The 18,725-nt window shown below is 44.9% G+C and carries 17 protein-coding genes; 11 read left to right on the top strand and 6 right to left on the bottom strand.

What is annotated here, in order from left to right; translation table 11 throughout:
• The first annotated feature begins 6 nt into the window (after positions 1–6).
• Both SLH55_RS17425 and murC read left to right on the top strand, forming a co-directional pair.
• Entirely contained in the window at positions 7–663 is a 657-nt protein-coding gene (locus SLH55_RS17425; protein WP_320324124.1) for a hypothetical protein, read from the top strand.
• A 160-nt stretch (positions 664–823) separates the two neighbouring features.
• Positions 824–2,143 carry a UDP-N-acetylmuramate--L-alanine ligase gene (gene murC, locus SLH55_RS17420; RefSeq protein ID WP_320324123.1) on the top strand — a complete coding sequence of 440 codons (1,320 nt, stop codon included), beginning with the start codon at positions 824–826 and terminating at the stop codon, positions 2,141–2,143.
• 203 nt (positions 2,144–2,346) lie between these two features.
• Here the strand turns inward: murC and SLH55_RS17415 are convergent, their stop codons facing one another.
• Complete coding sequence (locus tag SLH55_RS17415) at positions 2,347–3,462, bottom strand: aminopeptidase (protein ID WP_320324122.1); 1,116 nt, start codon at positions 3,460–3,462, stop codon at positions 2,347–2,349.
• A 203-nt stretch (positions 3,463–3,665) separates the two neighbouring features.
• Here SLH55_RS17415 and SLH55_RS17410 point away from each other — a divergent pair, with 203 nt between their 5' ends.
• From SLH55_RS17410 to SLH55_RS17395, 4 genes are all read left to right on the top strand, one after another.
• Positions 3,666–4,187 carry a DUF948 domain-containing protein gene (locus SLH55_RS17410; RefSeq protein ID WP_219170458.1) on the top strand — a complete coding sequence of 174 codons (522 nt, stop codon included), beginning with the start codon at positions 3,666–3,668 and terminating at the stop codon, positions 4,185–4,187.
• 16 nt (positions 4,188–4,203) lie between these two features.
• Entirely contained in the window at positions 4,204–4,692 is a 489-nt protein-coding gene (locus tag SLH55_RS17405; RefSeq protein WP_219170456.1) for a YtxH domain-containing protein, read from the top strand.
• A 118-nt stretch (positions 4,693–4,810) separates the two neighbouring features.
• The gene (gene ytxJ / locus SLH55_RS17400) at positions 4,811–5,125 is read left to right on the top strand and encodes a bacillithiol system redox-active protein YtxJ (RefSeq protein WP_320324121.1); all 315 of its coding nucleotides are present in this window, start codon (positions 4,811–4,813) and stop codon (positions 5,123–5,125) included.
• Between the two features lie 169 nt (positions 5,126–5,294).
• Positions 5,295–5,849 carry a YtxH domain-containing protein gene (locus SLH55_RS17395; RefSeq protein ID WP_219170452.1) on the top strand — a complete coding sequence of 185 codons (555 nt, stop codon included), beginning with the start codon at positions 5,295–5,297 and terminating at the stop codon, positions 5,847–5,849.
• Between the two features lie 40 nt (positions 5,850–5,889).
• On the opposite strand, the gene SLH55_RS17390 is transcribed toward SLH55_RS17395, so the two are convergent.
• A complete protein-coding gene (locus tag SLH55_RS17390) occupies positions 5,890–8,046 on the bottom strand; it encodes a cell division FtsA domain-containing protein (RefSeq protein WP_320324120.1) in 2,157 nt (718 codons plus the stop codon).
• Positions 8,047–8,250: 204 nt separating this feature from the next.
• Here SLH55_RS17390 and SLH55_RS17385 point away from each other — a divergent pair, with 204 nt between their 5' ends.
• The 4 genes from SLH55_RS17385 to motS all read left to right on the top strand — a co-directional run bounded on the left by SLH55_RS17385 (position 8,251) and on the right by motS (position 12,301).
• Positions 8,251–9,327, top strand: a complete 1,077-nt coding sequence (locus SLH55_RS17385; protein WP_219170448.1) for a bifunctional 3-deoxy-7-phosphoheptulonate synthase/chorismate mutase — start codon at positions 8,251–8,253, stop codon at positions 9,325–9,327.
• Positions 9,328–9,702: 375 nt separating this feature from the next.
• A complete protein-coding gene (gene ccpA, locus SLH55_RS17380; protein WP_219170446.1) occupies positions 9,703–10,701 on the top strand; it encodes a catabolite control protein A in 999 nt (332 codons plus the stop codon).
• A gap of 60 nt (positions 10,702–10,761) precedes the next feature.
• A complete protein-coding gene (motP, locus tag SLH55_RS17375; protein WP_320324119.1) occupies positions 10,762–11,577 on the top strand; it encodes a flagellar motor protein MotP in 816 nt (271 codons plus the stop codon).
• The gene (motS, locus tag SLH55_RS17370) at positions 11,567–12,301 is read left to right on the top strand and encodes a flagellar motor protein MotS (protein ID WP_320324118.1); all 735 of its coding nucleotides are present in this window, start codon (positions 11,567–11,569) and stop codon (positions 12,299–12,301) included. Before motP ends, motS begins: the two co-directional genes overlap by 11 nt.
• Positions 12,302–12,342: 41 nt before the next feature.
• Here motS and SLH55_RS17365 read toward each other — a convergent pair whose 3' ends face one another.
• The 4 genes from SLH55_RS17365 to SLH55_RS17350 form a co-directional block, all read right to left on the bottom strand.
• Positions 12,343–13,446 carry a hypothetical protein gene (locus SLH55_RS17365; RefSeq protein WP_320324117.1) on the bottom strand — a complete coding sequence of 368 codons (1,104 nt, stop codon included), beginning with the start codon at positions 13,444–13,446 and terminating at the stop codon, positions 12,343–12,345.
• A gap of 566 nt (positions 13,447–14,012) precedes the next feature.
• Positions 14,013–15,188, bottom strand: a complete 1,176-nt coding sequence (locus SLH55_RS17360; protein WP_320324155.1) for an acetoin utilization protein AcuC — start codon at positions 15,186–15,188, stop codon at positions 14,013–14,015.
• A complete protein-coding gene (locus tag SLH55_RS17355; RefSeq protein ID WP_219166468.1) occupies positions 15,185–15,832 on the bottom strand; it encodes an acetoin utilization AcuB family protein in 648 nt (215 codons plus the stop codon). Before SLH55_RS17355 ends, SLH55_RS17360 begins: the two co-directional genes overlap by 4 nt.
• A 30-nt stretch (positions 15,833–15,862) precedes the next feature.
• Positions 15,863–16,495 (bottom strand): GNAT family N-acetyltransferase, encoded by a 633-nt coding sequence (locus SLH55_RS17350; RefSeq protein ID WP_219166469.1) that lies wholly within the window; start codon positions 16,493–16,495, stop codon positions 15,863–15,865.
• A gap of 253 nt (positions 16,496–16,748) precedes the next feature.
• On the opposite strand from SLH55_RS17350, the gene acsA reads away from it, so the two are divergent.
• Complete coding sequence (gene acsA / locus SLH55_RS17345) at positions 16,749–18,467, top strand: acetate--CoA ligase (RefSeq protein ID WP_219166470.1); 1,719 nt, start codon at positions 16,749–16,751, stop codon at positions 18,465–18,467.
• Positions 18,468–18,725: the final 258 nt, after the last annotated feature.

Below are 18,725 nucleotides of genomic sequence, written 5' to 3'. Positions count from 1 at the left end.
GAGAACATGCAAGAGCAGGAAAGAACACTGGATCTTGAACAGTTCAGGCAGAAAAAACAGAATATAGCAGAGGGACACATCGAAGATCTCTACCGGAAAGCGTTTGAATACGCGTTGAAGGAAACCAATATAAGAGAAAAAGTACGGGCAAAGATGATATTCACTAAACGCTTTCTTCACAACGATGAAGCAAGGATGAGCCCAGGAGTGGAAAAGTTGTTTCAAGAATGGTTTCTGTTCGATTATAAAACCATCACGGGACAAACCTTATTCTTTCAATTCCTTCAGAATCATCCGTTGCATGAATCGACTAAGTTCCTTGGTGCCGTCATGTTGACAGCTGCCTGGGAACCGATTCAAGTGGTGAAAAAAGGCGGGCGGATTCTAAATTGCCGAACGTTGATCCAAGGTGATGAGTCTTTGGTTAAAATGAACCACCTTTGTATGGAAATGGAAATAAAGGAAGAGCATGCGTATTTCGTGAGAAAAGTCCCACTGGTGACACACCAGTGGATCATAGGTCCTGTATTTTCCATGGAATCAATGAATGTGACAGAAAATCTGAAATCACGTTTTAGTCAAATGAATCAAAAAACTGGGGTATTATGGAGAACATTTCTAAAAGAAGAAGCCCCTCACTTTATTCTCCAAAGTCTTTCGTAGCTTGTGCATGGTCAGGGATTTTAAAAAATGATATAATGTTTCAAGTTGAAGAAAGTTCGCTTTCTTCTATACTCAAAATATCGAAAGCTAAAGACCGATGGCAAAATAAATATTCATTTCATATAATGCTTTTAGATAGACGATTGTTGGAGGTTCTATTATGACGATATATCATTTCGTAGGAATAAAGGGGTCGGGCATGAGTGCGTTAGCCCAAATACTCCACGATATGGACTACGAGGTCCAAGGATCTGACGTAGATAAATATTTCTTTACACAGAAAGCCCTGGATGATTCAAATATCAAAATACTCCCTTTCCAGAAAGAAAACATTGGAGGGGATATGCACGTGATTGCAGGGAATGCATTCCCTGATACACATGAAGAAATCCAAGAAGCAGTGGAACAGGGTCTCCCTGTAACCAGGTACCATAAATTCCTTGGTGACTTTATGCAAAAATTCACAAGCGTAGCGGTAACCGGTGCACACGGAAAAACGTCCACAACCGGATTACTGGCACATGTCATCAGCGGTGCAAAGCCAACTTCCTTCCTGATTGGGGATGGAACGGGTAAAGGTGAAGTCGATGCACAATATTTTGTATTCGAAGCATGCGAATACCGTCGTCACTTCCTGTCTTATTTCCCTGACTACGCCATCATGACGAACATCGATTTCGATCATCCAGACTATTTTGCCAATGTGGATGACGTCTTTTCTGCGTTCCAGGAGATGGCCATGCAGGTGAAAAAAGGAATCATCGCTTGCGGTGATGACGAGCAATTACAAAAAATCCAGGCTCAGGTTCCGGTCGTGTTCTACGGCTTTGCCGAGGAAAATGACTTCCAGGCACGTAACGTATCAAGGGACTCGACAGGTACTTCATTTGATGTGTTCGTGCGCAATGAATTTTATGCTGCATTCAAAATCCCGACGTTCGGTGACCATAACATCATGAATGCCTTGTCCGTCATTGCCATTTGTCACTACGAGGAACTCGATACAGCTGTTGTCCAGGATCGATTAAGCACCTTCAAAGGTGTCAAACGCCGCTTCTCCGAAAAAGAAGCGGGTTCACAGATCCTGATCGATGACTACGCGCATCACCCGACTGAAATCAAGGCTACCGTAGACTCGGCAAGACAGAAATATCCCGATAAGGAAATCATCGCTGTCTTCCAGCCGCACACATTTACACGTACGCAAACCTTCTTGACGGAATTCGCAGAAACATTGAGTCTCGCCGACAAAGTGTATCTTTGTGAAATCTTCGGTTCTGCACGTGAAAACCATGGCAAACTTTCCATCAACGATCTTGCAAGCAAAATCGAAGGATGCGAAATCATAGATGAACAAGACACATCTGCCTTACTCAAACATGAAAATGCAGTGCTCATTTTCATGGGGGCAGGAGACGTTCAAAAGTTCCAACAGGCATATGAAGAGACGCTTGGGGAGCAAGTGAAAGAAGAAAATTAAAGTGAAGGACCGGTTCTTTAGGGAACCGGTTTTTTTGTGTTTGGAGTAGGTTGGACTGGGGGATTGATGGGGGAATTTGGATTAAGCAGGAGAAAACAAGCGAAAAGTCAGCAGGTGAAAATAAGCCAGAATTCAGCAGGTGAACATAGCCCATCACCCCAAAAAAAAACCACCGTCCAAACCTGACGGTGGTTCAATATTTCTTACTTCAAATTCTCCGGATTCAACACTTCAAGCTCTTCAATCACAAACCTGCCATCTTTTCGAATCAAGACATCATCGAAATAGATTTCTCCACCACCGTATTCCGGGCGCTGGATCATCACCATATCCCAGTGGATGTTTGAGTGGTTTCCGTTATAGGCCTCTTCGTAACATTCTCCCGGTGTAAAGTGGAAGCTGCCGTCGATCTTTTCATCGAATAGAATATCCTGCATCGGATGCTGGATGAACGGATTCACACCGATGGCGAATTCCCCTACATATCTTGCTCCTTCATCCGTATCGAAGATTTTGTTGATTCGGTCTGTGTCGTTTGCCGTAGCTTCGACGATCTTACCTTCCTTGAATGTCAATTTCACATTTTCGAAGGTGAATCCATTGTATGGAGATGGTGTATTGTACGAAATCACACCATTCACTGAATCCTTCACTGGTGCGCTGTACACTTCACCATCAGGGATGTTCAGGCGGCCAGCACATTTCACGGCCGGGATATCCTTGATGGAGAAAGTAAGGTCCGTCCCTTCACCGACAAGGCGGACTTTGTCTGTGATGTTCATGAGTTCAACGAGGTTGTCCATGGCTTTGTCCATTTTGCTGTAGTCCAGGTTACAGACGTCAAAGTAGAAGTCTTCGAAGCCTTCTGTGCTCATGTTGGCAAGCTGTGCCATGGATGACGTCGGATAACGAAGGACGACCCACTTCTTCTTTGGAACGCGAATTTCTCTATGTACTTTCTTTCCAATTGTATTGCCGTGGATCTTCATCTTTTCGTCAGGGACATCGGATTGTTCGCTGATGTTGTCACCTGCACGCAAACCGATGTAGGCATCCATCTGTTCCATGACATTCGCTTCGAAGCTTGCGATCATATCATATTGTTCTTCCTGTGCCCCCATCAATAATGCACGATCGACTGCGTGATCTTTGATGGATACGAATGGATATCCTCCTGCTGCATATGCTTCCTTCACAAGTGCAGTCACGAGCTCCCGCTGCAAGCCGAAGTTTTCGATCAATACTTTTTCTCCAGGCTGTAATTGAACGGAATATTGAATTAAATTTTTTGCCAGTTTTTCAATGCGTGGATCTTTCATTGTTTCTCCCCCTTGTCTTTGGTCTATTTTATTGTACCCTAAAATGTAAACGGATGAGAGAATCATACAGACAAATGATAAAATAATAAATAAATTTTTTTATTTTTTCATGCAGGATTATTCCTGGCGAGGGAGAAATACTAGTATAATGTTTAATTGTTCATCAGAAGGGTAAAGAATTTTTATACATGGAGGTGTGGCATATGGAAATTATTCTTTATCTGAGCGTTGCTGTAATAGCCGTTGCATTTTTTATTTTAGTTTTGAGCGTCATGAAGACTTTGAAGTCCCTTGGTTCGACCCTGGACAGTGTATCGACTACATTGACAGGTCTTGAGAGCCAGCTTCAAGGAGTTACAAAGGAATCTACAGAACTACTACATAAAACAAATTTATTGGCTGAGGATATCCAGAAGAAATCCGAGGATCTTAACACTGTTGTTTATGCGGTTAGAGATGTAGGGCATTCCATCCAGAACCTTAATAACTCGGTGAAGAAGGTGAGCACGTCCATTTCAACTGAATTGGAGCGCAACCAGGGCAAGATTTCACAGGTGGTTCAATGGGGAAATGCATTTATTGAGTTAAAGGACAAATGGAAACAAAAACAGGAAAAACAGCCAACACAACCTGATGTTGCTGATGTAGCTGTTCCAAACCAAGCATCCAAGGAAGTTCGATCTCGAGAAAAATTAGTTAAAAGAGCAAGATCTTATAACAATTAGAGAGGGGAATTTTTACATGACTCAACAGTACAATCAAAACCAAAACCAGAACCAAAATCAGGCAAACGACAGCAATAACATCAATTCAAAGGATTTCATGATCGGGACACTGATCGGGGGAATCGTGGGTGCGGCAACGGCCCTGTTACTCGCTCCGAAATCCGGTAAAGATCTTCGCCATGATATCAATGAGCAGGCTGGCGTTATCAAGGAAAAAACAGGTCAGTGGAAAGACACGGCCGTTGAAAAGAGCAATGAGCTGGCAGCGGTGGCAAAAGAAAAGTCATCCGCCCTTACAAAATCAGTACAGGAGCAATCCAACAATGTGGTTGGTAAGCTGAAAACATACCGTTCCAATAATAAAGAGCTGCAGGAAACAAATGATGAACTGCAAGCTGTTTCAGTAGGGGAGACAACACCTGCAGTAGAAACAGAAAATGTGAATCAAAAGCTCGAAGAAACGAAAAAAGCGTTTGATGAGACTGAAAAAACATATAATCAATAATAATTGATTCCAGGGACGGTGAAGTGATATGATTACTTCACCGTTTTTTTGTTGAGAAAAAAGCCGGGTTTTTTCGGCTGAAAATATCAAACATCTTTAGGAAAGGTAGATGGATTGTATGAATAAGATTGACACCGTTCAAGAATTTGAACAGCTTTCTGAATCAAACCCACGGTTCTTCTTCATGAAGCACAGCTTGACTTGTCCCGTGAGCTCAAATGCTTTCAGTGAGTACCAGGCATTTTTAAGCAAACATGAAGAGGAAGACGGCTACTACTTAGCCGTGCAAGAGGCAAGGGAACTATCCCAGCATATCGCCGAAAAATACGGCATCAAGCATGAATCGCCCCAAGCCTTCCTATTTATCGACGGGAAGCCGGGCTGGAATGCTTCCCACTGGAAGATCACAGAAAGTGAATTGGATAAGCTGTAAGACATTGGACTCTGATTATGTCAGGGTCTTTTTTATGTTTGTTTCATCTGAGTACTATTCATCACAACCATTTGATAATTTCTGGTAATTCCCTTCTGCACGTTTATTCCTCCTCTCACCGGGAAGGTAATAGATAAGAATAAAAAACAAATTAATGGAGGAACGATTCATGACACAACCTGTACCTTATGAAACTGTGACGAGAAATAATACACAAGTGAAAGGGAAAAGAAATGGGAAATTGGTAAAAGGAATGGTAGTGGGAGCCGTCGTGGGTGGAGCCATCGCCATGCTGGATAAGACGACTCGAAAGAACGTGACATCCCGAACATCAAATATGAAGGATTCCACTATGGATATGGTAGCAAAGGTGAAAGAAGATCCATCAGGAGTTGTAAATGAAATGCAAGACCGCATCAAAACAGCGTCGGGGGTGTTAAAGGAAGCCATCAACGATGCACAGAGCCTGTATGAAAAGGTAAATGATGATGTCATTGATCAAGTCAATCAAATTAAAGATGATTCAACCGAAATGATTGCTACGACGAAAGAAGCGGCAGAGGAATTAAAGGATATTGGAGGCAAGGTGAAAGAGGCGGGAGAAGAAGTGACGGGAGAGTCCACTTCCACTCCAACACAGCAGACAAGTTCCGTATCCACAGAGGATCAACATATCCATCCAACCAACCGTACGAGCAGTATCCCCGGTCAAGTTGGATCATAATAAAAAAACTGGCGTAAATGCCAGTTTTTTTGCATTCTATTCAGCTGGTGGTTTGTGGCCAGACGATTTCCAGCTCGTCACCCTGTTGAATTTCTTCATAAAAGGTCGTTTCCATACCATTTTTCAAAAGGACGAAGTTTCCGTTTGAATGAGGTGGCATATTGATTTCCACTTCGTTGAATAAGTCTTGGAAAATAAACGAGCCCGCTTGAAGTTCTGCTATATCTATCGAGTCGCCATGGAATACTTGGTCGTCCATTTCGAGCTTGCTGCCGTTTCGTGTGATCCGGGAGCCTTCTTTCTTTAGAAAAACCTCTTCGCCGTTAAACGTGATGCGAATCCCGGCTTCCATATTGATCTGCTTTTTGATGAGAAGATCCTTTACGGTAGGAGTGACGGCGGACTTGAATGAAATGATATCCCCCTCCTGGATTTTCGCAGAGAGCTTAGCCTCGACTCCGTGTATGAATAACTTCCCACTATAAGCCGGGAAGAATGTATCTACACCATTAATGGAGATGCGGAATGGCTTCGTGCTCTCCAACCAATGTAGATAGCCCGTGTGGGTAAGAAGGTCCATCAGGGTATCAATCAATTGTATTCGGATCACATCCCGGTCCTGGATGAATTCGTCCACTGATCCGGTCTGATTGTTTCGGAAGACAAGGGGTGTGAGCAGATACGGGTTTCCGTCTATCACAATCTGTTTTGAAGAAGAAGTATCTACAAGTTCTCCAATCGTAACGTGAGGAGAAGAGCCGTCCTTCCCTTTCTGAACCGTAATTCTGTCATGATTCTGAATGGGTTGATCAAGTGCACCCGGCTGACCGTTCTTCTCAATGAGTGGCGGTTCGCCATGGCCACCGGGTAAGGTGATATCCTGTCCATTCACGTTGACAAAGTAACCTCGCCCCGGGGTACCATGCCATTTGGTTAACTTCAGGCCGGCAGCAAGGATGCAGTCACCGACAGTCAGGTCTTTTACTTCAAATAATCGGACAGGCTGATCATTCACATATGCTGTTACGTATTGAACAGGTGCCTGTTTCGCAGCGATGGCGATTCCAATCGGAGTGACAAGCTCTGGACCCTTCGTCACTTCATCGGATAAGGTCACATTCTGAATAGCATCAACGCCTCTTACAGCTACACGATTATGCGGAAGCTCCAGAGATGAAGCGAGTCTCTGGGGAAGTTCCGGCGTCAAGCTGCCTCCCCCTACGAGCATGACCGCCTGAGGGGGCTTCCCATTATTTAATCGAAGAATTTCCTTCGAGATCTCTCCGGACAATCGATCCACAGCAGGTGAGATTTTTTCGATTACTTCTTGTGTTGTGACACTCGTTTCAAATCCGAGAATATCGGTAACCGTCATCTCCCCAGAGGAATGGAGCTGTCTTTTGGCCTGCTCTGCCAATGGAAAGTCGAGGAGCAATTCATTGCTGATGCTTTCCGTTATTTCGTCTCCTGCTGTCGGGACCATCCCATAAGCGATGACGGTCCCCATGTTGGTAATGGCAATATCGGATGTTCCCGCTCCAATATCCACGAGAGCGACGTTCAGGCGCCGCATGGACTCAGGGATGAGCACATTGATTGCGGCAATCGGTTCCAGGGTCAGGGCTTCCATTTCCAGATCGGCACGGTTCAGTGCAGCAATCAGGGACTCCACGACAACACGGGGAAGGAATGTGGCGATGATTTCCACGCTCGCTTCATCGCCCTGCTGATCGATCAGACTGCCGATCTCCTCTCCATCCAACCGGTAAAAGAGGACGGAATAGCCTACACAATAGTAATGATAGCCTTTCGCATTCTCTTGATGTTCTGCTGCTAGTGCCTGTGCCTGTTGAACGGCGCTCAGCTCCAGATGCAGGATATCGTTCTTCCGAAGAAGGGGTTTTCCCTTTATAGTGGATGTGGATAGAGCCGTTTCTGTTTTAAGGGCCCGTCCGGCTGCAGCGACGCACACTTTGTGAAGGGGGCCGTGTTTCTTCTCCAACTGTCCCTTAATGGAGGAGATGACCTCTGCAACCGCAGGAACGTCATGAATCTGCCCATCCAGCATGGCTCTCTTCTTATGTTCTTCTATCAATATATCTGAAACTTGAAATATTCCGTCTATTTCTTCTAAAATAATACCCACAACGGATCGGGTACCGATGTCTAATGCAAAGATTTTTTGCTTTTTTTTCAATTCGTGTTCACCCACTTTAGCCTATTCTCATACTATACTAAATGCTTTAGCGCTTAAAAGCGTCTAATTAATAAAGAATTTTGTCGTGACATTTTAGATCTGTTCTATTATAATAAGTTTCAATATCAAAAATGTATCATACTTTCTTAAAACTATAACAGTTTTTACGTATGAACAGGATAAAAAAAGAAAGGGTGCTGTATTGTGAGTAATCAAGAGCTCGATCAATTACGAAAACAAGTCGACGAGATGAACTTAAAACTATTAGAGACCATCAATGAACGTGCTAAACTAGTTCAGGAAATCGGGCGTGTCAAGGAGACTCAAGGAGTATACCGCTATGATCCTGTTCGTGAAAGAGGTATGCTTGACTTGATCAAGGAAAATAATAACGGTCCATTCGAACATTCGACCATTGAACATATTTTCAAAGAGATCTTTAAAGCCGGTTTGGAGCTGCAAAAAGACGATCATCGTAAAGCATTGCTCGTTTCCCGTAAAAAGAAACCTGAGGATACAATTGTCAACATTAATGGAGAAGCCATTGGAGATGGAAAACCTCATTTCGTCTTCGGTCCTTGTGCCGTTGAATCCTATGAACAAGTAGCGGCAGTGGCGAAAGCAGTAAAAGCAAAAGGATTGAAATTGCTTCGAGGCGGAGCGTTCAAACCGAGAACATCACCTTATGACTTCCAGGGCCTTGGCATTGAAGGCTTAAAGATACTTAAAAAAGTGGCAGACGAATACGATTTGGCTGTCGTCAGTGAAATCGTGAATCCTGCAGACATCGAGCCGGCATTAGAATACATCGATGTCATTCAAATCGGTGCACGAAATATGCAAAACTTCGAGCTACTAAAAGCCGCGGGTTCCGTAAAGAAGCCTGTATTGCTTAAACGTGGTTTAGCGGCAACGATCGATGAATTCATCAATGCTGCCGAATATATCATTTCACAAGGTAATGGGGACATCATCCTTTGTGAACGAGGAATCCGAACGTATGAAAAAGCGACAAGAAACACCCTGGACATTTCAGCTGTCCCTATCCTGAAGCAGGAGACGCATCTGCCGGTATTCGTAGATGTCACTCACTCTACTGGACGCAGGGATTTACTCCTTCCAACGGCTAAAGCGGCAATTGCCATTGGCGCAGACGGAGTCATGGCAGAAGTCCATCCTGATCCTGCCGTAGCGTTATCCGACTCTGCTCAGCAAATGGATCTTGATCAATTCGATCATTTCTACCAGGAGCTGATGAAGGGCAGAACGATAGAGGTGTAATTTTAGAAGAGCTGGATCCTTTTATCGGGATCCGGCTCTTTTTGATTATTAGAATGAGATGCGGTCTTTGCGTTAAAAACGAATATCAGCGAAACACCATTGTCACCAATTTCCCCACACAAAAATAGATCCACCCAATTCCCCACCACTATGCTATAATAATCTTTTTGCACAAATAAAAGCACACGCATTGCAGGAATATAAAGACTATCGTATGATTATCTACATAATTGCAGATAAATAACCTATATAAACACTAATGTGAACATAAATATGTGCATTTTTTAACAAACTATTGTAATCGCTTTTTTCTTTAGGTTTAATTGGTGTAGAATAAGGTAAATGAGTAGAAGAGTAAAGGAGTGTAAGTAAGCTATGAACGTGACAATATATGATGTAGCAAGAGAAGCCAACGTATCGATGGCGACGGTTTCCCGTGTAGTGAACGGAAACCCGAATGTGAAGCCGGCAACTAGAAAGAAGGTATTAGAGGTCATTGATCGACTCGGATACCGCCCGAATGCTGTTGCAAGGGGTCTTGCCAGTAAGAAGACGACGACTGTCGGAGTTATCATCCCTGATATTTCGAACATTTTCTATGCAGAACTGGCACGTGGGATTGAAGATATCGCCACAATGTATAAATACAACATCATTCTAAGCAACTCGGATCAAAATGCAGAGAAGGAACTTCATCTGTTGAATACGATGCTCGGGAAACAAGTGGACGGCATCCTGTTCCTTGGGGGACATATTTCAGAAGAGCATGTTCAGGAGTTTGAACGTTCTCCTGTGCCGATCGTGTTAGCGGGTGCGGTGGAAGAAACGAACAAGATTCCTTCTGTCAATATCGATTACAAGGCAGCTTCCTTTGACGCAGTTTCTGAACTGCTTGAAAAAGGCCATAAGCGCATCGGGTTCGTCAGCGGTCCATTCCACGATACGATCAACATGAAGTTCAAGCTGGAAGGATATAGAGAGGCTCTTGCCAAGGCAGGCGTCGAGTACAGCGATGATCTGGTGGTAGAAGGCGAATACACATACGATTCTGGCCTTGAAGCATGGCAGAAGTTCTCTGAGCTCTCGGACAAGCCGACAGCCATCTTCGTCGGAAATGACGAGACGGCCCTTGGTGTCGTTCACGGTGCACAGGATCAAAACGTCTCCATCCCGGAAGAAGTAGAGGTTATCAGCTTCGATAATACACGATTAGCGCTTATGGTAAGACCTCAACTGACTTCAGTCGTACAGCCTTTATACGATATCGGGGCAGTTGCCATGAGGTTATTGACGAAATATATGAACAAAGAAACAGTGGATGAATCGACGGTTGTTCTTCCTCATCGAATTGAGCACCGCAACTCAACAAAATAAGAAGTTTGTCGATATAAAGGATAAAGACAAACAGAACTTATTTTTGTAGGGAGAGTCAAAATGAAAAAGCTTGATGTTCTTACACCAATCGGGGTTGTAGTAGGGTTTGTATTCGTTGCGTTCGCCATCATTTCGAATGCAGGTTTGACCGGCTTCAGTTCCTTCATCGATCTTCCGTCCATGCTGGTTGTCATCGGCGGACTGATTGCGGCCATGCTGGTCAGCTTTTCGATCAGGGAATTGAAACAGCTGGGTAAAGTGATGAGAGAATCCTTTCGTGATGTGGAATATGATCTTCACGATCTCATTCGTACGTTCGTCACATTATCTGAAAAAGCTAGACGTGAAGGTCTTCTTTCACTTGAGGCGGAAGTGGAAATGGTCGAGGATCCGTTTATCAGAAAAGGGGTCTTGCTCGCCGTCGATGGAATCGAGCAGGACGTCATCATCGATATTATGAATGCTGAAATCATTGCATTAGAAGAAAGACATCGCAAAAATAAGAGCTTACTCGATAAGGCTGGGGAATATGCACCTGCCTGGGGGATGATCGGTACGCTGATCGGTCTTGTGCTGATGTTGAAAAATCTGAACGATCCGTCGTCACTGGGTCCCAATATGGCGATTGCTCTCCTGACGACCCTGTATGGATCGTTACTTGCAAATCTTGTGTTCCTGCCGATGGCATCCAAGCTTGCAATGAAGACAGAGAAAGAAGTATTCATGAAGCAGATTGTAATAGAAGGCGTGATCGGGGTACAGTCCGGTCAAAATCCGAAAATACTGGAAGAAAAACTAAGGGTTTTCTTATCCCATGAAGAATTGCAGTTATATTCACAAAGTGGTAAAGAGAGGACATTACAAGATGAAGCGTAGGCGAAGACCGGCATCAGAGCCTAAAGGGGCTCCGAGATGGATGGTTACGTTTTCTGATCTTATCACATTGATTCTCGTATTCTTCATTCTATTATTCTCCATGTCTCAAATCGATATCGTGAAATTCAGGACCATTGCTGATTCCTTTCAGCAGCGTCAGATCCTTGAGTTTTATCCTTCTGTTATTCCTTTGGATGATCCGTCGGCAGAACCGGAAATGGAATCAGAGGACTCACAACCCCAGGGGAGTGAGGAGGATCAGGATTTAAACTCGCTGCTTTCCAATATTCAAAGCTATTTGAAAGAAAATAAATTGAGTGACGTCATTGTCGCGACCAGAACGGAGCGGGGTGTCGTACTTGTACTACAGGAGCAGGCGCTGTTTGACTCCGGTGAAGCGACGGTCCTCGAGGATGCTTATCCGTTCTTAAACAAAGTAGCTGATCTTTTAGCCGGGATCCCGAACTTTGTAAAGGTGGAAGGACATACGGATAATCGTCCGATTGATACATACCGGTTCCCTTCGAACTGGGAGCTCTCCTCCGCCAGGGCCAGCAGTGTGATCCGTTATTTAACCCGGACCGAGAATTTGGATCCCACTCGCTTCATTGCTGTGGGGTATGGAGATACACGCCCGATTGCACCGAATGATACAAGTGAAAATCTCCAAAAGAACAGGCGGGTTGAAGTGATCATCACCGACCCCCAATTTGAGGAACAATAAAAAGCAAGGACTTCCAGAGTGGAGGTCCTTGCTTTTTTACATTATTGATAGTTGACAACGGCAGGGCTAGGGTCCATTTTCAGCACCTCTTCAGGTGTTAGGACAGGCACATCTTTATCATAGAAAATCTTGAATGCGCCATATTGAGCCGGTTCATCACGGATGTATCTCCGGTAGAGGGCCAGCTTATCCGCAGCGGCTCCCCAGCCGTCAAAGTTAATGGCCACTTCCACATTTTCAGTCGGTTCTATCGCATCCTTATTGAACAGTACGGGACCTGTGAACTGGTGAACGAGGACCAATTTATCCGGCAGGTCGTTCTTTTCGGCAAGGTCAGAGATATATTCGACTGCCTCCTGTATGTCCCGGCCATCCACTTCACCAAGATCTTCTCCAGGTTTTTCCCCTTGGGCTACGTGGAATTCCGTATCGATCGCAAGGTGAACATTCGGGTGCTTGAGCCATTTCTCCACCATCTTCACCTGATTCATGACCGTATCCGTTCCAAGTTGAATATCAAGCAAGACGAGGGCATCATGCTTCTCGGCAAGCTTCACATACGTTTCGATATTCTCCTCGGACGTCATCTGCACATAATCGCCATCTTTCCCCGGTGCATTCTGGGCCATGGTGGTAATCAATTCAATCGTAGGTACTGCTGGACGTTCAGGATCAAGGTCGGAATAGACCTGAGCCTGTTCTTTCAGTTTTTTTATGTATTCTTCAGGTTCCAGCTGGCCAAGGATCCCCATGTGTTTTGACGCTGGTGTCCCGTAATAGGTTACCAGACGGTGATCCTTTAATGGTCCGTCGGATAAATCTTCCATATCGGTTGATAGAGTTTCACCAAAAGGCACTTTACGTTCCGGCTGTTTCTTTTGATTCTCTTGATCTGTCTGGGTCTGAGCCTCTTTCGCGAGGGTTTCCTTCAGCGAAACGGCACCTTCAGTAGGTTCAAGAGGCTTATAAGGCTGTTCAGGCTCCTGTTTCTTTTCAGGCTCTTGTTGTTTTTCTATTTCTTTTTCTACGCTTGGCTTCTGTTCAGAAGATGCTTCTTCTTTTTCCTTTTCCTTTGTCGCAGTAGGGGAGGAACAGGCTCCCAGCATGAGCGATACAGTTAACATTATCGGCAAATATTTTTTCATTGCCTCACACATCCTTTTTTCTTAGAAGATTATGGAGGAGTTTAACACATTTTCCTTTAAAAGAAAGCTATGTAAACAAATTGATAGATAGATTTAATCAGAAAGTAAATGCCAAGCCCTGGCACATTCTGGGGGGCTTGGCACTTATTCTATCATTCTTCCATTTTAACTGTACATGATGACGACTTGTTCTTCAAGTTAAGAAGTTGAATGAACCAAAAGATGGTCTATTGTTCTTATGCTTGTCTGGCATGATCAAGCCGCCTCCACTTTTCTTTTGGCTGTTTTTGTATACATTGTTGCTTTTGGATGTAGCGAGTGGCGGTTGATTTCCGCTACAGGTGCTCGCTTTCCGCGGGGCGTGAGTTGAGCCTCCTCGGGCTTTGCCCTGTGGGGTCTCAACTTTCACGCTTTTCCCGCAGGAGTCGAGCACCTTCCGCTCCAATCAACTGACGAAAAGTTTGACTATCACATAGGAAATGTGGAGACTTCTTATGCCACTGCTTTTTCATTCGTTTCAGACTGTATATGAATAGCAACAATCTTTGAGAAAACATCCTTTCTTTTTAACTACTAGGTTTTTGTCTCAATTGCTGGCGAATCGAATAGAGGGCTTTTTCCACGGTTTGTTTATTCTTTTCCGTGATTTCCTCTTTTCTTGGAATCGGTTTGTAGATGTCAAGGGCATCGGTCCATTCTGTCGGTAATGGGACGCCAGCTTTACTCTGCCACCTTTCAACCCATTTAGAGGGAAAGAAAGAGGAATGGTCCATCCGGCCGGTCATCTCCATCCAGATCAGACTCCAGGCTCTTGGCACGACTCTCCAGATGTCATATCCGCCGCCGCCGACCGCTATCCATTTCCCGTTGCAATACTCATGTGCAAGCTCATGGGCGATGCGGGGGATCTCCCTGTAGATTTCCATCGTGGCCGAGAGATGGGTGAGTGGATCGTAATAGTGTGCGTCCGCCCCGTTCTGGGTGAGGATGACGTCAGGCTTGAAAAATTCAATGACTTCACGGAAAGATGTTTTATAGGCATCGAGCCATGACTCGTTCTCGGTAAAGGCATCTAATGGGATATTGAATGAATATCCATAACCTTTCCCATGACCGCGCTCATTGATATTGCCCGTCCCTGGGAAGAGGTACCTCCCTGTTTCGTGGATCGACAGGGTACAAACATCCGGGTCATCATAGAAGGACCACTGCACACCATCCCCATGATGGGCATCGGTATCGACATAAAGAACCCTGGCCCCGTACTTTTCCTGTAAATAGCGAATGGCCACCGAGCTGTCGTTATAAATGCAGAAACCCGATGCCTTGCCTTTGAAGCCGTGGTGCAAGCCACCCCCGAGATGAAGGGCATGCTTCGCTTTACCGGTCATGACATAATCCACCGCCGTTAGCGTACCTCCCACTAAATAAGCACTGGCTTCATGCATTCCTTGAAACATAGGGGTATCCTCTGTACCGATTCCAAACCCTTCAGCCTGATCTTGGGAAAGCTCGCCTGCACTCGCTCGTTTGACAGCGTTTACATAATTCGGGTCATGATTAAGAAAGAGCTCGTCATCTGTAGCCATCCGGGGAGGGACGATATCCTCGGGATCAAGAGCATTCACTTCTTTCAGCAAATCCATCGTTAACGTGATCCGGGTTTGATTGAAGGGATGCTCATCAGAGAACCGGTACCCGAGGAGATCGTCTGAATAGATAAAGACTGCATCCTTGTTCATGATGAAATTCCCGGCATGTTTGGCCATAACACGTCATATCCTTCTTTTTTTAGATCGTTGATCACATTCATCGGATTCATCGTACGCACCCTGAATACGAGGATTTTAAATTCTTCATCTTTTTTATCCGGATAGACGAGGACGCTTTGGATATTGGAATTGTTCCGTCTGATGATTCCTGCCACCTCATAGAGGATGCCTGCTTTATGGGGGACCTTCACTTCGATTTGAGAGCCGGGCTGATGAGCGCCGGTCAATTGGATGAGCGTGTACAGCAGGTCCGTTTCCGTAATGATCCCGACGAGCTTATTTTCCTTCAGGATCGGAAGGCAGCTGATATGGTGTTCGTAAAAAAGGGCCGCGACCTCCTCGACGAAATCCAGAGGATGTCCCGTGATCACTTCCGTCTTCATGATGAATTTAAGAGGGTTTTGTAACTCGGAAGTACTTGGCCCATCATGAAAAATGGAAGGTGTTCCGTCTTTGACATCACGGTCGCTCACAATTCCGACGACTTCCATATCGTCATTTGTGATGGGGATATGTTTGATTTTTTTGTCCCTCATCAATTTGATGGCCGATTCGATCGTATCGTCTGCTTTCAATGTTTCGATTTTCGTTATCATTATCTCTTCTACAATCACGTTCTCCACCCCTTCTAGAAAACTGTTACATTAATACATGAAACGATTCATAAACCGCAGCTGGTCGAAGCGTTGAATGGAATCTGCATCCACCCTTTTCCCGATCCTTGCCATCAGGCAGTTTGCCGGATGTGAACTGATTTCAGGATCATCGGTCGCATAATACTCCAAACCGCCGGCGTTCATCATCTTTTCCATCACTTTCCGGTATTCCCATACGTTCAAACCGGTTCCTTTGAGGTCCCAGTGCCAGTAATATTCAGTCGTAATGACGATGAAGTCTTCCATATGATCATCCATCATGGATACCTTTAATAGATTCTTCCCGACGGCCGCCCCACGATATTTAGGAATGACTTCGATGGCACCAAGCTCGATCAGATTCTCCATTTTTCCCTGTGACCATCGTTCAAGGGGATCGGGATATAAATATGTAACATAGCCGACAATGGTATGGTTGTCGCGGGCAATCAGGATCCGCCCTTCTGGTAAACTGGCAATTTCTACAAGAGCCTTGTGCTGCTGGGCAGGAGGTCTGAAAGCGACGAGGCCCTCATGAAAATCAAGGCGGGATAATTCCTCTGCCGAGATCGGCCCTTCGATAACGATGTTTCCTTTTGACGTTTTTAATTCTGTTGCGTTATAGGTTTTTTTCAATTTCATCTGGACACCACCTAAAGATATTCCTCTATTTCATTATACATGAAATTAAAAAAGAGAGAGCGCTTTCACGAAAAATTCAGACGTTTTGAGAGTGAATATTATTGTGAAATATTTAAATGGAACGCCATTTTACCAGGGTTTTGAGCGGATACAATAGGATCACGCTACATGGCAGATTTTTTAAAAAATTGAGAAAATATTTGATTTATACTATAATGAGATTGTAATTTCTTACATAAGGGGGATGCGGTATATGAAAGTGGAAGCGTTACCAGTGACAAAGGGAAACTATAATCTTGAAAGCTATGAAAATACGTACCAATCATTTGATTGGAAAGACGTCGAGAAAGAATTTTCTTGGGCGGAGACAGGTCGCGTCAATCTGGCACATGAAGCGATCGACCGGCATGCAGTATCTTTCAGGAAGAATAAAGTCGCTCTTTATTACCGAGATGCAGAACGTGATGAAAAATATACGTATTCTGATATGAAGAAGATGTCGAACAAAGCAGGAAATGTATTAAAGCGTTTTGGTGATGTGGAAAAGGGTGACCGTGTGTTCATCTTCATGCCAAGGTCCCCTGAACTATATTTCTCCGTATTGGGAGCGATCAAACTGGGGGCCATCGTCGGACCGTTGTTTGAAGCTTTCATGGAAGGAGCCGTACGGGACCGCCTGGAGGATAGTGAAGCGAAGGTACTGATCACCACGCCTGAGCTCTTGAAAAGGGTACCTGTAAGTGAACTGCCGAATCTGAAGCATGTCTTCCTGGTTGGAGAAGATGTTGAGGAAGACGATGTTCATGTGGACTTTATGGCTAAATTTGCTGAAGCAAGCGATAAGCTTTCGGTGGAGTGGGTGGACCGGAACGATGGACTGATCCTTCACTATACGTCAGGCTCTACCGGGAAACCTAAAGGAGTCCTTCATGTTCATAATGCAATGATCCAGCATTACCAAACGTCCAAGTGGGTACTGGATCTCCAGGAAGAAGACGTGTATTGGTGCACAGCGGATCCGGGCTGGGTCACAGGGACTTCATATGGTATCTTCGGTCCGTGGCTGACTGGGGCTTCCAATGTCATCGTCGGGGGACGCTTTAAGCCGGAGAACTGGTATAAGACAATTGAGGATTACGGCGTGACCGTATGGTATAGTGCACCGACTGCCTTCAGAATGCTGATGGGTGCAGGGGATGAAGTCGTGAAGCAGTTCGACCTGAGCTCCCTTCGTCATATCCTGAGCGTAGGGGAACCGTTAAATCCGGAAGTCGTCCGCTGGGGGATGAAAGTCTTCAACCTCCGCATCCATGATACGTGGTGGATGACGGAAACAGGCGGACAGCTGATCTGTAACTATCCAAGCATGGAGATCAAACCTGGCTCCATGGGGAAACCATTCCCAGGGGTCAAAGCGGCGATCGTCGATGATCAAGGAAATGAAGTACCTCCGTACAGGATGGGGAACCTGGCCATCAAGAAAGGCTGGCCATCGATGATGAATCAGATCTGGAATAATCCACAAAAATATGATTCCTATTTCATGCCTGGAGACTGGTATGTATCCGGGGATTCTGCCTATATGGATGAAGACGGATACTTCTGGTTCCAGGGCCGTATTGATGATGTCATCATGACATCTGGAGAAAGGGTAGGGCCTTTCGAAGTAGAGAGTAAGCTTGTTGAACACCCGGCAGTTGCTGAAGCAGGTGTCATAGGGAAGCCTGATCCGGTCCGTGGGGAAGTGATTAAAGCATTCATCGCCCTTCGCGACGGATACGAAGTGACCGATGAATTGAAGGAAGAGATCCGTCAATTCGTGAAAAAAGGTCTGGCAGCCCATGCCGCACCGAGAGAAATCGAATTCCGCGACAAGCTTCCGAAGACACGAAGCGGAAAAATCATGCGCCGCGTATTGAAGGCTTGGGAGTTAGACCTGCCGACAGGTGATTTGAGTACAATGGAAGATTAATGGATGGATGGACCCCCGCTCTATATGAGTGGGGGTTACTTATGAGGTGCAAAACGGTTATTCGCAGACCGATTCAAATGGCAAATCACCTAACTTCCACAGTGTAAAGTCCTTAGAGATGCAAAGATCTCTAAGGATTTTTTCTATTTTTCTTTTGTTAAATGAAGGAGGCTAAAGCCAGTTTGAGAAATAAGCGATTAAGTCCATATAATTGTGTAAAAAGAAAGAGTCATTTTATTCCTTCTTGTCAACACTGTT

Source organism: Rossellomorea sp. YZS02 (assembly GCF_033963925.1).
Taxonomy (GTDB): Bacteria; Bacillota; Bacilli; order Bacillales; family Bacillaceae_B; genus Rossellomorea.
Note: the sequence above shows the minus strand (reverse complement) of the source record. Positions and strands in the feature narration are given on the sequence as shown.